Here is a 15,573-nt window from a genome sequence, read left to right on the forward strand (position 1 = left end):
ATTAATTAAAAAAATTTGGGGCTTTTTTAGAATTAGCTGAAATAGCAATTAGTTAAATTTACTTATTTCATTAATGAAGTTTCATGATGCAATGAAAAACTGATGGGTAATTATTTTTTATTTGAGTAAAAGATATTGAAAGGCTTTCTCTTCAATTAAGATCTATTTTTGTTTTTTCATATTTTAGATGTAATAGTTTATGCAACCAAACATCAGTAAATATAAAACTAAACAGTAGTGCTGCAACTTTTCATAATGTCATTTTTTAGTTAGTATTTAGATTACGTTTTCAAATTTAGTATAAATATATGAGTAATTTTACATCACCTTTCCTTTTTTTAAATTAATATTCTGAATTTTAACATATTCACCTCTAAAAATATTAATAAAAAACCAAAAATAATATCTTTTATGCTTTTTTATCAATAAATTAAAATACCTATAAATTGATATTTTAACAAAAAAAGTAATTATTTAACGACAAAAAATATCTAAAATTAATTTTAATGCATCATTAATTACATATAAACAATAAACAGCCAATTTTACAATTAATTTAGAATCTTAACGCACGGTTAAAAACATTGCATTACCTAAGCCGATAAACTCTAGAATAAGTTCAAAATACCATAAATAAAAAATCTGCCAATAGCAATTCACTTACTTTTGGCAGATTTTTTTCAATTAATACTCTTATTTACAATCAACTAAACCCTGAAAAATCTTAGTAACTTAATAAGAAAATATTACGAAATCTTTAACATACCAATTATAGCTTTTCTAGTCTTTTAGAATTCAAAAAAAAATTAAGGAGAGAAACAAAAGGCATTTTCAGGATTAATGGTTTCCTGCTGTCCGCTGTATTCCCGATTAACAAAAACTACGGCAAAAAGCCTTGTTTTTCTAAATCGGGAGATGCCGCTTCCATCAGGACTAAAAGGAAATAATTGGCATTTTTGGCAACAATCCAAATAACTTTCAGCCAATAACTCACAATTCCCACTTTTATTAATCCTGCTGTTTACATATCTTTGCACGCATTTCAATTAGCATCTATCTATGACTACATTTACAAGACGATTTCCTGCAGAGTGGGAAAAGCAACAAGGGATTTTATTGTGTTTTCCGCATAATGGCAAAGATTGGCCTGGAAAATATGAAGCCGTACAATGGGCATTTGTTGAATTCATCAAAAAAGTTGCTATATACGAACAAGTCTTCTTGGTAGTTGCCGATGAAAACCAAAAAAATAAAGTAAGCGAAATGCTGGAAACAGCTCACGTAAAAACGAGCAATGTCTCTTTCATTTTACACAAAACTAACCGCAGCTGGATGCGCGATTCTGGCCCTATTATTGTAAAAAACGGTACCGAAAGAGAAGCATTGAATTTCAATTTCAACGGTTGGGCAAAATACAAGAACATCAATTTAGACAAACATGTTCCTGCCAAAGTAGGAGAATTTTTAAACATTCCTGTAACTCAAGTAATGCATAAAGGCAAGCCTGTTATTATTGAAGGCGGTGCTATTGATGTAAACGGCCGAGGCACTTTATTGACTTCCGAAGAATGTTTGATGCATCCTTCTATTCAGGTTCGAAATGCTAATTTTACAAAAGAAGATTACGAAGCTGTTTTCAAAGAATACTTAGGAATAACAAATGTGATTTGGCTTGGAGACGGAATTGAAGGTGATGACACACACGGACATATCGATGACTTATGCCGCTTCGTAAACGAAGATACCATAGTCACCATAATTGAATTGGACCCAAATGACAGCAATTACAAACCTTTGCAGGACAATTTAAAACGGCTGCAAAATTCTAAACTGGAAAACGGAAAAGCGCCAGTTATAGTTTCTCTTCCAATGCCAAAACGAATTGATTTTGAAGGATTGCGTTTGCCTGCAAGCTATGCCAATTTCTTAATCTTGAATAACTGCGTTCTGGTTCCTACCTTTAATGACAGTAATGATAGAATTGCTTTGAATATTCTTACAGAATGTTTCCCAGACCGTGAGATCATCGGAATTAGCGCTACTGATTTTATTTGGGGATTCGGAACATTGCATTGCTTAAGCCAGCAGATTCCAGAATAGATAAATATTAAACAGTTCATAAATAAAAAAGACTTGCTGAAAATTATCAGCAAGTCTTTTTTATTATTACAGAGAACCTTTTTTAATCTCTTGTAAAAGGCAATTTTTGATTGGAACTGATAATCATATCAAATCCAGTTTTAGCTTCATTAAACTGAAACGTAACTCCTGCTTCTTTAGATTCAAATTGATCCTTTCCTATTGGTGTCAAAGCAAATTTGGGATAGTTTGTAATTTCTGCAAAAAGTACACTGTTGCTCTCTGTAATCTCTATTTTCAATGGAGCGGCTTTTGTAGAAAATTTTCCTAAATAACCGTCTAGGATAATATCTTTCTCGATTACTCCTTTATCAGATTTCCAAGTATTATTGCTTTCGTTCACATCAGGAAACGCATGATCTGGGTCAATAATAACACTTTCTATTTCTTCAGCAGTATTTACTTTGAAAGACCAATCCACATTACGCTGCCAGATTTCTACAGGCAGATTTACTCGGGTTACTTTTCCGCTTTTCGTTTTTACATCTAAAATCACAGGCATAGCCATTTTTTCAAAATTTTCGATAGTAATTACAGCTCCTTTACCTGGATCATTTTTTACATATTTAACCGAATTTACTCCTTGATCCAAACGCCAGTTATTAACAAACCATCCTTTCCAAAACCAGCTTAAATCCTCACCAGCTACATTTTCCATCGTTCTGAAAAAATCATCCGGAGCCGGATGTTTGAAAGCCCAGCGCTCAACATAAGTTCTAAAAGCCAAATCAAAACGTTCTGACCCTAATATTTGTTCTCTAAGCATTATCAGTCCTGCACTAGGCTTAAAATAACACAAAAGACCAATATTTTTTTCTTTCATATTATCTGGTGAACTCATTACCGGCTCAGTATTAGGATTTGTAAAATAATCAGCATTTTTATGAAGATCCGTTACTTTACTTTTATACTCGCCATTATTAAAATCAGCCGAACTTATTGAATTGATAAAAGTATTGAATCCTTCATCCATCCATCCAAATAAACGCTCATTAGATCCTACAATCATTGGGAACCAGCCATGGCCAAATTCATGATCTGTAACTCCCCATAAATCTTCACCTTTGGATTCCCAACCGCAAAAAACAATTCCTGGATATTCCATTCCTCCTTCATTTCCCGCCACATTGGTAGCTACTGGATAAGGATATTCAAACCATCTTTTAGAATAATTCTCAATGGAAGTTTTAGTATATTCGGTAGCACGTCCCCAGGCTTCATTTCCAGCGCTTTCAACCGGATAAGCTGATAATGCAAGTGATTTTTGACCGCTTGGCAAATTGATTCTGGCTCCGTCTAAAATAAATGCTGGTGATGATGCCCATGAAAGGTCTCTCGCATTTTTGATTTTAAAATGCCATGTTTTTACAGAAGCAGTTCCTGCATTTGAAGCATTGGCTGCAACTTCTTCGGCAGTACGTATCATTACTGTTTTTTCGCTTTGTTTCGCTTGAGCAATTCTTTTTTGCTCAGCAGCAGAATATACAGCCGTTGGGTTTAACAATTCGCCTGAGCAAACTACAATATGATTAGAAGGCACAGTAATATTTACATCAAGATCACCATATTCTAAATAAAACTCTGATGCTCCTAAATATGGATTCGTATTCCATCCTCTCAAATCATCATAAACACACATACGCGGATACCACTGTGCGATAGTAAATATCTTGCCGTTTTTAGTATCCAAAACTCCCGTTCTATCCGAACCTTCTTTTGGGGAAATAAAAGAAAAGTCAATTTTAATAGTAACAACTCCTCCTTTTGCTTTCAAATCGTCTGGAAGAAAAACCTGCATTCTGGTATCGGTAATAATGTATTTTGCCTCTTTTTCAACAGATTTTCCTTTTGAAGCAGATACGATCTTAACAGATTTGATTTTATGACCTCCGTCAAAAATTTCGCCTCTGGCGCCATTTCGGCTTCCACTTAATGGTATAAGAGCATTTCCTCTTGAATCGGCTTTAAATAAATTTTGATCCAAATGCATCCAAACAAATGACATTTTATCATTACTGTTATTGGTATAGGTTACAATATCTGTACCAACAATTTCATTTGTCTTTTCGTTTAATTTTGCAGTTAATTTATAGTCTGCTCTGTTTTGCCAATAGGCATAACCTGGCTCACCGCTTGCAGAACGTGTTGGCGTTGCATCCTTGGTATAAAAAAATGGCCCAAAAGCATCATGATAATCATACTTTGAAACGGGATTGGAAGAAGAGGCGCCAGAAGCTGGAGTTTCTTGACTCCATGAGGCATTAACCACAATTAATAAAGCCATTTGAAGTAAGGCTCCAAAACGATTGTTTTTCATATGCAGATATTTATTATTTTTATTTTAAACAGTATTTAATTAACACAATAGCAACCGATATATTTTGACTTTTTATTTGTGCATATTTCATGTTTTTAATGATTCTAAAGCAAATTAATGGAAAAAAAATCAATTTTCTAGTTAAAATTAAGAATTTGATTGATTTTAGCTTCAAATAAAACTTTAGTTTTTCTTCTTTAAATAAGAATTATAAAATATCTTTACAATAGCATTTTAACAATTAAAACAATAATTATTGTGACCACAACTATATCAAACTCCATTTTAACTGCAGAAATAAAACATATGGGAGCCGAATTATGCTCTTTAAAAGATAATTTAAATAAAGAATACATCTGGAATGGAAATCCTGAATTTTGGGGAAAGCATTCCCCTGTTCTATTTCCAATTGTAGGCACTTTAAAAGATAACACCTATCAGCATAACAATTCTGAATACCATTTGCCGCGTCATGGTTTTGCCCGTGAAATGGAATTTAAATTAATTGACAAACAAGATAGCAGTGCAGTTTTTTCATTGCTCGCATCACAAGAAACGAAAGTAAAATATCCTTTTGATTTTGATCTGCACCTAATTTATACGCTGGAAAACAAAAGCTTGAAAATAGAATACAAAGTATTCAACAAAGGAGAATCAAAAATGCCTTTTTCAATCGGAGCGCATCCTGCATTTGATTTGCCAAATAATTTTGAAAATTACAGCTTAGTCTTTGAAGAAAAAAATACTTTAAATTATTATTTATTGGAAGATGGCTTAATTTCAAATACAACCAACACACTATCATTAGATCAGAACGAATTGCATTTGAATTACAAATTATTTGAGAATGATGCTTTGGTTTTTAAAAATATAAAATCCAAATCGGTTACTGTTTTAGAAAATTCGAAACCGTTTTTGAAAGTGAGCTATCCTGGTTTTCCAGATTTAGGAATTTGGACTCCGCCAAATGCTCCTTTTATTTGTATTGAACCGTGGTTTGGATATTCTGATACTGTGGACAAATCCGGCTCAATTTTAGATAAAGAAGGAATTCAGATCTTGGATCCGAATAAAACTTTTCACTCTGCTTTCAGTATTGAAATTCTATAAAAATAATTAAAAACGGAAAGTATGCTCGAAGTCAAATTTTCACCTTTTCCGGTATTAAAGACCGAACGATTATTATTACGTCAGGTAACTGTAAATGATGCTGATGCTATTTTAGCCTTGCGTTCCAATGACGAAGTCATGAAATATATTCCAAGACCGTACCTTAAAAACAAAGAAGATGCTCTGGAACTTATTGCTATGTTTGATGATAAAATAGAAAACGGAATCGGTATTAACTGGGGAATGACATTCTTGAATGAACCTGAAAAAATCATAGGAATCATTGGCCATTACCGCATGAAGCCTGAACATTACAGAGCCGAGGTGGGCTATATGCTTTTTCCTGAATACAATGGAAAAGGAATTATTTCGGAAGCATTGCAAAAGGTCGTTGACTATGGTTTTGAGGATATGAAACTGCACTCAATAGAAGCTGTTTTGGATCCTGAAAATGTAGCTTCGGAAAGAGTTTTATTGAAAAATGGTTTTGTAAAAGAAGCTCATTTGATTGAAAATGAATACTACGAAGGCCGTTTTCTAGACAGCATGATTTATTCTAAATTGAATAAATAAACACCTAAATTATTTTCTTATGGAAACGTATGCCTCAGCCCTGATGGACACGAGCGAAGCGAACTGACGAAGTAAACGGCATCCTGTTGTCCTTTCTCGTTCCAAAAGACGAGAAGGACAACAGATATAGCGGGTGACTGGAATAGCTGCTAATTATTGGATTGGATCTTCGCAATTGTTTTTATATAAAGCTCTTCGACTTGCTTTCTAGCCCAATCCGTTTTTCGTAAAAAGGTAAGACTTGATTTTACACTTGGGTTTTCATTGAATGATTTTATTTTAATTAACTCCCCCAATGTGTCGAATCCATAATATTCCACTAATGTTTCTACTATTTTTTGAAGTGTGACACCGTGAAGCGGATTCTTTGATTGTTGTTTTTCCATAATGCAAATTTATGGCATTTTACCAAAAACAATTGGTCTTTCATTAATTAGTTCCTAAATTTGCCGTACTATGCAAAAAAATGTAAACATACTCAATAAAAGAGCCCGATTCGATTATGAAATTCTGGAAACCTACACTGCAGGAATTGTTTTGGCTGGAACCGAAATCAAATCCATTCGGTTAGGCAAAGCCAATATTACTGAAAGTTTCTGCGAATTTAGCGGCACTGAACTTTTTGCCATCAATACATACATTGAAGAATATAGCTTTGGAAATCAATTTAATCATAAAGCCCGAAGTGAGCGCAAACTGCTTTTGAACAAAAGAGAATTAAAAGGTTTGGCTCGAAGTGTTCAGGCTAAAGGATTAACTATTGTTCCTTTGAAATTATTTACCAATGAAAAAGGAATAGCCAAATTACAGATTGGTCTTTGCCGAGGCAAAAAAACATACGACAAGAGAGAATCGCTAAAAGAGCAGGATACCAAAAGGGATTTAGATAGAATCAAAAAGGCTTATTAAATAAAATCTCGTTAAAATTTTGTTTTTTTTAAATGTTATTTATTACAAAAAATAATTGCTTTTACTAGTATTAAAACAAACAAAACAAAATCATGAGAAAAATTACAATCACCTTAATTTGCATATTACTAGCTAGTTGTTAATACCTCAATCGTGTCGAGCTGGAGAGATCCTAATGCTTGCTACCCTCTCTAAAGAACAATTCAAAAAAGTTTTAGTTGTTGCATTAGCAAAAGACGAAAGCACCAGAAGAACTACTGAAAATAGAATTGCATCTATTAACCCAGCACGGCGCTTATGCTCCTGCTTACTATACGCCTGGATACTATCAAGAAAATGTTTACTATACTACTATTATATTGAGACTAACATTTTTGATTTGAAAAACAATAAATTGGTTTGGAGTGCTACCACAAAATCACTTGATGTATCTGATGTAAAAACACCACAATTGATGAAATCATGGAAGCTTGCGTACAGCAAATGAAAACTAACGGCTATTATGGATCCAAAAGAAAAAAAATAATACCGGGCTTCTTTTTTTAAAAAAGACAAAATAAGAAAACCATTTCAAATTAATATTGAGATGTTTTTTTTATGTAAAAATATTTTGATTGTCATCATTATGCTTATCAATATTGATTACATAATTCTTTATATTTCTTACCACCAAAGGAACTAGTACACCTATCACGACAACTTCAACAAAAGTAATTCCAGATTTATTCTCAACATCAACACATTTTTGTAAAATTCTCTTCATCTATAAGTTTGTAATTTTGTTTATTTATTTCAGAATTTAAATCATTATTTATAAATGATTTGTGTTTCTAAAGTAAATACATAATTCGACAAAACAACAATTTAATCGATGAAATGCAATGTTTTTTAATTTTTTAAACCATATTCTTACACAAAAGACAACATTCAAATACTTAAATACTTAAAGTTTTCCAGCTAACACAAAAAAATATTACAATTACAATAATTAAAAGCTAATTAAGGATAAAAAAACAAACCTAAAGAAAGAATATAAACCTAACTGCTTTGAAGACAATGAAGAACAGTTGGCCTTAAAATTATTTGCATTCCCACTTAAAATTAGAAACAGAATCATTCAGACCGGCTTTCAAATTGTAATGCCACCATTCTGAATCAAACGAATTGAAGTGTTCCTTCATCATAATTTTCTTCAGCAAATTTCTGTTATTTCTAATAATTTTCGAAAAACCAGAAAAATCATGACTGGCTTCTTTACCAAAAAAATCAAACGGAGTACCCATATCTAGTTCCTTTCCATCAAAATCCACTAGTGTAATATCGACCGCTCCTCCTCTATTATGAATAGAGCCCTTAGCTGGGTTTGCGACATATTCTGGATTTGGAACAATTGCCCACATTCTTTTTTGAATATCCAACGGGCGGTAACAATCAAATATTTTAATTTTAAAACCTTTCTTCATAAATCTTTCGTTGGCCAAAATCAATGCTTTTACAGTTTTGTAACGCAAATAACATTCGGCACAATCATAAACTTTAGATTTCAGAAAATTATCATCAGTAGCATATTTCATATCATACACAAAATCTTTGCTGTAATCTTTCAAATTTACAAAAGCAGTATCATTAACTGTATTTGAAGGCAAAATTCGAGTAGATGCAGTCTGGGCAAAACTATTCCCAAAACACGCAAAACAAAACACTGCAAACAAAGGTTTCCAATAAGATATCATATCAAATAAATTTTCATAAAAATAGGAATTTTAAAATGGTGCTGGAAAACATTTGCAATAAAAAGTTCCAGCAATAACATTTGAGCGGAACCAAATCCCTATAAAAGGGCTTACTTACTTTGAGTTCATAAGCCCATTGCAAACTCATAAAAGCACAACTGGAAACAATATATTTCGCACTTTATTCATGCTAAATATTTAGTATTTTACTTACGAAATTAATATCTGGCTTGTAAATCAAAATCACAATTTGGAAGTATTCTAAAAATATACTGACTTCATTCATTTCGGTATTAGAAATAATACCTTTAGTTTTTTACAAAAAGATTAAATAGTGACCTATCTTTAAAAAAAATATTTATTTTATTTTATTTTAATAACCACTTTACCCTTGACACGTCCACTTTCTACATAAGATAAAGCTTCATTAGTTTTTTCGAAACGAAAGACTTTATCCAAAACCGGCTTAATAATTCCTGATTCTATAAGTGTGGTGATTTTGCTTAACTGTTCGCCATCAGCTCTCATAAATAAAAAAGAATAATCGACATTTTTAATCTTTGCTTTTTTCCGAATGCCTGAACTCAACAATGACAGAATTATTTTCACAAACCACGGGGCTTTAATTTCGTCAGCAAAATCTGATGTTGGCGGTCCTGATATTGAAATAAGTTTTCCGCTGGATTTTAATATTCGCAACGATTTTTCGAGTGTTTTTTGATCCTGGCTATTCAATACAACATCGTAATTGCTTAATTGATTTTCGAAATCACTATTTTTATAATCAATTATAAGTTCAGCTCCCAGTTTTTCAAGCAAATCAAAACTTTGTGCACTTGCTGTAGTCGCAACCTTTGCGCCTAAATGTTTGGCTAACTGAATGGCGATAGTTCCCACGCCTCCAGAACCAGCCTGAATAAACACTTTTTGTCCTTCTTTAATTTTTGCTCTTTCTAGCAAAACCTGCCAGGCGGTCAATGCTACTAACGGAATTGATGCTGCTTCTTCCATAGAAAGATTCTTGGGTTTAAGCGCTACATCTCTTTCGTTCATAGCAATAAATTCTGCAAATGCGCCTATTCGATGATCTGCTGGCCTGGCATAAACTTCATCACCAACTTTAAATTTTTTTACGTTTTTTCCAACTTTTGTAACAATTCCAGCTACATCGTGTCCCAAAATTAATGGAAGTTTGTACGGCAAAATGAGTTTAAATTCTCCCGATTTTATTTTTGAATCTAAAAGATTGACTCCGGCTGCGTGTACATCAACCAAAACATCATTGTCTTTTACTTCCGGCATTGGGGTTTCAGTGAGCTGTAAAGTTCCTTTTTTACTATATTTATTAATTATAAATGCTTTCATCATATTGTTTTTAAGTTCCAATTATTATTTTAGTCCTGAATATATTTTTTTAGGATTTACCAAATTGAAAGCCAATTTTGGAAAAAACCTGCTCACGATATACAGTAATTTTGCGTCCCCCACCCTAATCGTAAATTGATCTTTTTTAATTCCAGAAATAAGCGCTTGTACCAATTGTTCTGGAGTCATTTTTTTGTCATTTCTTTTTGCCGTCATTTCTGTTGCTACAACCGGTGGAAGCAGTTCAAACACTTTTACATTGCTGTCTAAAATCTCTAAATTCTTCCTAAGGATTCTGGTATAAAAACTTAAAGCTGTTTTAGTTGCCGAATAAGTTGGTTCTTCCAAGGCGGGCACTAAACTCAAAATAGATGTTGTATTTATTATAGCGCCTTCCTTTCTTGATTTCATCATATCCATAAAAAGGTTATTCATCCTTATAACGCCAAAATAATTGATGTTCATTTCATAAACCGCATTTTTAAGGATTTGCTCATTTGCGATTCCGAGATTAAGTGCAGGACTTCCAACGCCTGCATTATTGTACAAAATATCAATTCCGCCTAAAGAAATCACTTTCTCAAAAAGAGCAACAGCATCTTCCTCTTTTTCAACATCGCTTTTTATAATTGTCAACGATGGAAATAACTTTTTTACAGCCTCTAACTTGGCCTGATTTCTGCCGGTTATAATGACGTTTGCACCCTCGGCTAAAAATTGTTTAGCCGATTCTAAACCAATTCCGGAGCCGCCTCCGGTAATCAATATCGTTTTACCTTCTATATTCATAATCCCGTTATTTAAAAAATTGCTTTGAATCGCCTACAGGTACATCAAACTGATTATTTTCAAGAGCCAGGAATAATTCATCTGCAACTTCTTCTGGCGGTATACCATTTGCACCGCCAATTTCTGCTGAAAATTCAGTATTTACCAATGGCGGATATACTTCATATACTTGAAGATTTTTTTCTTCTTCGTAAATATATCGCAACGCAACGGTATAACTATGCAAAGCTGCCTTGGCCGCACCATAAATAGGCACTAATTTATGACTGCCAAAAACGGCAATAGACGAAATATTCACCACAGCTGCTTCTTTTTTTTGCAGCAGATTTGGCAATAAGAGTTCTGTAAAATGAATTACGCTCAAATAATTGGTATTCATTTCGATGACTGCTTTTTCATGAGCATTTAAAGTTTCATTCAAAAGATAACTAAAAGCCGCACCAGCATTATTGATGATAATATTTACCTCAGGATGATTTGCTTTTAATTCTTTCGCAATACGAATTCTATCTGCCTCGATCGATAAATCTCCTTGTATGGCAACAGCATTATCTAATTGTTTTAACGCATTTTGCAAACGTTCTTCATTACGGCCATTAATGATGATTTTATTTCCTGCTGCATGTAGTTTTTTAGCGATTGCTAATCCTATTCCGGCACTTCCGCCACTGATGAATATTGTATTTCCTATTGTTTTCATTATATATTTATTTAAATTAAAAAATTTCTATTATTATTTGTACTCTGTTTAAGCGGTATTTAATTATTTTATTAACATTTAGACTTTTTAGTATATTTTAAAATATACCAAAAAGTCTATTTTAAAATAAAAAAAATTACATTGCGTATTGTTCTAATTCAGATTTCAAGCTTTTGATTAGTCCTTGCATTGGTTTTGCAGTATTCATAACTCTGCACATTACACTTCCACCCTCTATAGCTGCTACCATTTTAAAAGAAAAAACAACAGGATCCAGTTTATTAGAAAATTCACCATTACTAATTCCTGCCCGAAGTAAAGCAGAGATTTCTTCCTGTCCATTTCTTAACACTTTAGCCACTTTTTCTTTTACAACCGGATAATTATCGTCAGCTTCTACAGCTGAATTAAATATTGGACATCCTCCTGAAATATAAGTTTCAATTGGATTTTTATAAAAGTCCATAAATGCAAATACTTTATCTTTTATCGTTTTCCCCTTTGAAACCGCATCTCTCACCTTTTCTGAAACCTTTTTAAGAGCTAAATCAATCACTAGTTCAGACAAATCTTCTTTATTTTCAAAATGACCGTACAAACATCCCTTTGTAAGCATTGTTTTTTTATAATCAGACCACAAATATACTAAAAAGTATATTTTAGAAACAAAAAAAGTTACTTTATTTTTTTCTTCTTGATAAAGTTAAAAAAACATCCTTCTTTGAAAAACAATAAAATTATAAGGATAATTTCACAAAAAAAATCAAAAATTAAAAACCTTTGTAATTAATAAATATCCTTAAAATCAATATTATAATGACAAAAAAAGACCAAACATAGTTTTAACTTTTTTTTTGGAACCAGCAAAACCATTAGTAAACAGATTTAATTAATTAGTAATCAATCATTTTATCAATTTAAACAAAATATTTAATCATTTGATTAAATATTTTGTTTAAATAAAAAATCTTTCATATATTTATAATGTAATTTAATTCAAAACTCACAATGAGTAACCAAAAAACCGATACAAGCACAGAAGAAAAAATTAAGGAAGCCGCTAAAACAGTTTTCTACAAAAAAGGATTTGCTGCAACCAGAACTAGAGATATTGCTGAAGAAGCCGGCCTTAATCTTGCCTTATTAAATTACTATTTCAGAAGTAAAGCCAAATTATTTGAACTTATAATGACTGAAACTTTAACAGTTTTTGTTAAAAGCATGAGAACAATATTGAATGAGGAAAACACTACGCTGGAAGAAAAAATAGAACTGCTTTCGTCAAATTATATTGACTTTATAATCAAAGAACCCGAATTACCCACATTTATTGTAACCGAAGTCCGCCACAATCCTGGTGGGATTTTAAAAAAACTTCCTGTAAAGGAAACTCTTATTGATTCTTCGTTTTTAAAACAGCATCAACAAGCAGTAAAAGAAGGCAGAATCACCGAACCTAATCCGTTGCATTTTTTAATGAATCTGATGGGGCTCATAGCATTTCCTTTTATAGCAAAACCAATAATTATGGGAGCAAGGAACTTGCAGACAGAGCAATTTAATGATTTAATGATTCAGCGCAAAAAACTAATTCCTATATGGATTAAGGCTATGATGGAATCATAATTTTTTTTGGCTGGCACTTTAAGATTACGATAAAAAATAAGATAAAAATTGACAATTTAACACTTAATGATTATGCATATTAATTGTCTAAAAAGAATGTGTGCTATACTGTTCATTTCAATGGCAGTTTATAGCAGTAATGCACAGACAGAAATTCTTACCCTTGAAAATTGTCATCAACTGGCAAGAGAGAATTATCCCGCAATTGCTAAGCTGGACTTAATAAGCAAAAGCAGTGATTATGATATTCAAAACGCTAACAAACGTTATCTTCCCCAAATATCATTTTCAGGACAGGCATCTTATCAATCAGAAACAATAAGTTTTCCTGACGCATTAGGCACACCAGGAGGAATCCTTCCTTCCATAAGTAATGACCAGTATAAAATACAAGGAGAAATCAACCAGCTTTTGTATGATGGAGGGAACACAAAAAATCAAAAAAAATTGATAAAAGCAAATTCTGAGTTACAACTCCAGAATCTCGAAATGAATTTATATGCCATAAAACAGAGAATTAACAGCATCTACTTCTCTATCCTTTTGATAGACGCGCAATTAAAACAAAATGAACTGAACATTGAAAACTTTCAGACTCAAGTACAAAAAACAGAAGCTGCACTTAAAAATGGCATTGCTTTTCGAAGCAGTCTAGATGAACTAAAAGCAGAAATTCTAAACATTGAAATGACAAGAACTGAATATCAATCCAATAGAATTGCATACCTAAAAATGCTTTCCTTATTTATTGGTAAAGAACTTTCGGCATCAAGCCAATTGCAGCTTCCGCAGTCAAATTATATTCCTGCCGACATAAACCGGCCAGAACTAAAGGCTTATGATTTGCAAAAAACAATTTATGATACGCAGGAAAAACAGTTGCAATCAGACTACCTGCCACAAGTAAATGCCTTTTTTCAAGGTGCATACGGAAGGCCAACACTAAACATTATTGAAGATAAATTTGGCCCTTGGTATGTAGCAGGAATAAAACTTAACTGGTCTTTAGGAAGCTTATATACTTTATCAAACAAGAAAAATATTTTTAAACTGTACCGGCAGACAGCTGAAGCAGATAAACAGACATTTTTACTAAACACAAAATTAGATCTTTCGCAGCAGGATGAACAGGTTAGGAAATATTCTGAATTAATTCAGCAAGACGAGCAAGCAATTGCTTTAAGATCTTCTGTATCAAAATCAGCTGAAGCACAACTCAGTAATGGCGTTATTACAACCCATGAGTATATACAAAAAGTAAATACTGAACATTTAGCAAGACAAACTAAAATACTTCATGAAATACAATTGCTACAGGCAAAATACAGTCAAAAATTCATCTCTGGTAATTAACAATAAACAATATAAAATGAAAAAATCATTATTACTAATCACTATTGCACTAATTTTTATTGGCTGCAGAAAACAGAATAAATATGATGCATCCGGTAATTTTGAAGCCAACGAAGTAATTGTTTCAGCACAACAGAATGGAGTTCTTCTGTCCTATTCTGTCGAAGAAGGTTCTCAGCTAAAAAAAGGCGAAAAAGTAGGCCAAATTGATATGCGTACTACTGAACTCCAAAAGGAACAGGTTGAGGCGAGCATTAATGCATTGTCTCAGAAAACAATAAATCCAGATAATCAATCGGAATTAGTTAAACGCCAATTATCTGTTCAGGAAGCGCAATTAGAGCAGCAGCTTCGTGAACGCACCAGAACACAAAATCTTGTGAAAGCAGATGCCGCAACTCAAAAACAGCTTGACGATATTAATGCCGCAATTGATCAGTTAAAAAAACAAATAGCTGTGACTAAACAACAATTAACATTGAATACCTACAACACAAATACGCAAAACCGAAGCATTTTAAGCGAAAAAGCACCGCTTGAAAAATCTATAGCACAATATCAGGAACAGCTTAATAAAGCGCAGATTATTAATCCTGTTGACGGAATGGTTCTGGCAAATTATGCACTGGAGGGAGAATTACAGGTTACAGGAAAACCAATTTACAAAATTGCAAATACAGATACGCTTAATTTAAGAGCTTATATTACCGGAACACAGCTGCCGCAAATTAAAACTGGACAGCAGGTAAAAGTACGAATTGATCAAGGAGAGGATAAATACAAAGAGTATTCCGGAATTATCACATGGATTTCTAACAAATCTGAATTTTCGCCAAAAACAATCCAAACTAAAGAGGAAAGAGCCAATCTGGTTTATGCGATTAAAGTAAAAGTGAAAAATGACGGCTATCTAAAAATTGGGATGTACGGTGAAGTATTGTGGTCTAAACAATAAAAAG

The 15,573-nt window shown here is 32.7% G+C and carries 16 protein-coding genes; 8 read left to right on the forward strand and 8 right to left on the reverse strand.

Going from position 1 to position 15,573, the window contains the following annotated elements; genetic code table 11:
- Nucleotides 1-1,059: 1,059 nt before the first annotated feature.
- Complete coding sequence (locus AC1DVP_RS12780) at nt 1,060-2,100, forward strand: agmatine deiminase family protein (RefSeq protein WP_477183859.1); 1,041 nt, start codon at nt 1,060-1,062, stop codon at nt 2,098-2,100.
- An 82-nt stretch (nt 2,101-2,182) separates the two neighbouring features.
- Here the strand turns inward: AC1DVP_RS12780 and AC1DVP_RS12785 are convergent, their stop codons facing one another.
- Complete coding sequence (locus tag AC1DVP_RS12785) at nt 2,183-4,456, reverse strand: M1 family metallopeptidase (RefSeq protein ID WP_477183860.1); 2,274 nt, start codon at nt 4,454-4,456, stop codon at nt 2,183-2,185.
- A 258-nt stretch (nt 4,457-4,714) separates the two neighbouring features.
- On the opposite strand from AC1DVP_RS12785, the gene AC1DVP_RS12790 reads away from it, so the two are divergent.
- Both AC1DVP_RS12790 and AC1DVP_RS12795 read left to right on the forward strand, forming a co-directional pair.
- Nucleotides 4,715-5,566 (forward strand): aldose 1-epimerase family protein, encoded by an 852-nt coding sequence (locus AC1DVP_RS12790; protein ID WP_477183861.1) that lies wholly within the window; start codon nt 4,715-4,717, stop codon nt 5,564-5,566.
- Nucleotides 5,567-5,587: 21 nt separating this feature from the next.
- Complete coding sequence (locus AC1DVP_RS12795) at nt 5,588-6,139, forward strand: GNAT family N-acetyltransferase (protein ID WP_477183862.1); 552 nt, start codon at nt 5,588-5,590, stop codon at nt 6,137-6,139.
- A gap of 149 nt (nt 6,140-6,288) precedes the next feature.
- Here the strand turns inward: AC1DVP_RS12795 and AC1DVP_RS12800 are convergent, their stop codons facing one another.
- On the reverse strand, nt 6,289-6,525 hold the full coding sequence (locus AC1DVP_RS12800) for a VF530 family protein (RefSeq protein ID WP_477183863.1): 237 nt from the start codon (nt 6,523-6,525) through the stop codon (nt 6,289-6,291).
- A gap of 70 nt (nt 6,526-6,595) precedes the next feature.
- On the opposite strand from AC1DVP_RS12800, the gene smpB reads away from it, so the two are divergent.
- Nucleotides 6,596-7,048 carry an SsrA-binding protein SmpB gene (smpB, locus tag AC1DVP_RS12805; protein WP_100430996.1) on the forward strand — a complete coding sequence of 151 codons (453 nt, stop codon included), beginning with the start codon at nt 6,596-6,598 and terminating at the stop codon, nt 7,046-7,048.
- 175 nt (nt 7,049-7,223) lie between these two features.
- Nucleotides 7,224-7,535, forward strand: a complete 312-nt coding sequence (locus tag AC1DVP_RS12810) for a hypothetical protein (RefSeq protein ID WP_477183864.1) — start codon at nt 7,224-7,226, stop codon at nt 7,533-7,535.
- A gap of 108 nt (nt 7,536-7,643) precedes the next feature.
- Here the strand turns inward: AC1DVP_RS12810 and AC1DVP_RS12815 are convergent, their stop codons facing one another.
- The 6 genes from AC1DVP_RS12815 to AC1DVP_RS12840 form a co-directional block, all read right to left on the reverse strand.
- Complete coding sequence (locus AC1DVP_RS12815; protein WP_477183865.1) at nt 7,644-7,811, reverse strand: hypothetical protein; 168 nt, start codon at nt 7,809-7,811, stop codon at nt 7,644-7,646.
- Nucleotides 7,812-8,127: 316 nt separating this feature from the next.
- Nucleotides 8,128-8,781, reverse strand: coding sequence for a M15 family metallopeptidase (locus AC1DVP_RS12820; RefSeq protein ID WP_477183866.1), 654 nt, complete (start codon nt 8,779-8,781; stop codon nt 8,128-8,130).
- Nucleotides 8,782-9,144: 363 nt separating this feature from the next.
- Entirely contained in the window at nt 9,145-10,146 is a 1,002-nt protein-coding gene (locus AC1DVP_RS12825) for an NADP-dependent oxidoreductase (protein ID WP_477183867.1), read from the reverse strand.
- 24 nt (nt 10,147-10,170) lie between these two features.
- Nucleotides 10,171-10,935 carry an SDR family oxidoreductase gene (locus AC1DVP_RS12830; RefSeq protein ID WP_477183868.1) on the reverse strand — a complete coding sequence of 255 codons (765 nt, stop codon included), beginning with the start codon at nt 10,933-10,935 and terminating at the stop codon, nt 10,171-10,173.
- A 7-nt stretch (nt 10,936-10,942) separates the two neighbouring features.
- On the reverse strand, nt 10,943-11,635 hold the full coding sequence (locus AC1DVP_RS12835; RefSeq protein WP_477183869.1) for an SDR family oxidoreductase: 693 nt from the start codon (nt 11,633-11,635) through the stop codon (nt 10,943-10,945).
- A gap of 136 nt (nt 11,636-11,771) precedes the next feature.
- Nucleotides 11,772-12,251, reverse strand: a complete 480-nt coding sequence (locus AC1DVP_RS12840) for a TetR/AcrR family transcriptional regulator (RefSeq protein ID WP_477183870.1) — start codon at nt 12,249-12,251, stop codon at nt 11,772-11,774.
- 392 nt (nt 12,252-12,643) lie between these two features.
- Here AC1DVP_RS12840 and AC1DVP_RS12845 point away from each other — a divergent pair, with 392 nt between their 5' ends.
- The 3 genes from AC1DVP_RS12845 to AC1DVP_RS12855 all read left to right on the forward strand — a co-directional run bounded on the left by AC1DVP_RS12845 (nt 12,644) and on the right by AC1DVP_RS12855 (nt 15,569).
- Nucleotides 12,644-13,261, forward strand: a complete 618-nt coding sequence (locus AC1DVP_RS12845) for a TetR/AcrR family transcriptional regulator (protein ID WP_477183871.1) — start codon at nt 12,644-12,646, stop codon at nt 13,259-13,261.
- Between the two features lie 96 nt (nt 13,262-13,357).
- Nucleotides 13,358-14,614 (forward strand): TolC family protein, encoded by a 1,257-nt coding sequence (locus tag AC1DVP_RS12850; RefSeq protein ID WP_477183872.1) that lies wholly within the window; start codon nt 13,358-13,360, stop codon nt 14,612-14,614.
- A 16-nt stretch (nt 14,615-14,630) separates the two neighbouring features.
- Nucleotides 14,631-15,569: an HlyD family secretion protein gene (locus tag AC1DVP_RS12855; protein WP_477183873.1), complete on the forward strand. Its 939-nt coding sequence runs from the start codon at nt 14,631-14,633 to the stop codon at nt 15,567-15,569.
- The last annotated feature ends 4 nt before the right edge of the window (nt 15,570-15,573 follow it).

This window comes from Flavobacterium sp. P3_A6, from assembly GCF_056403035.1.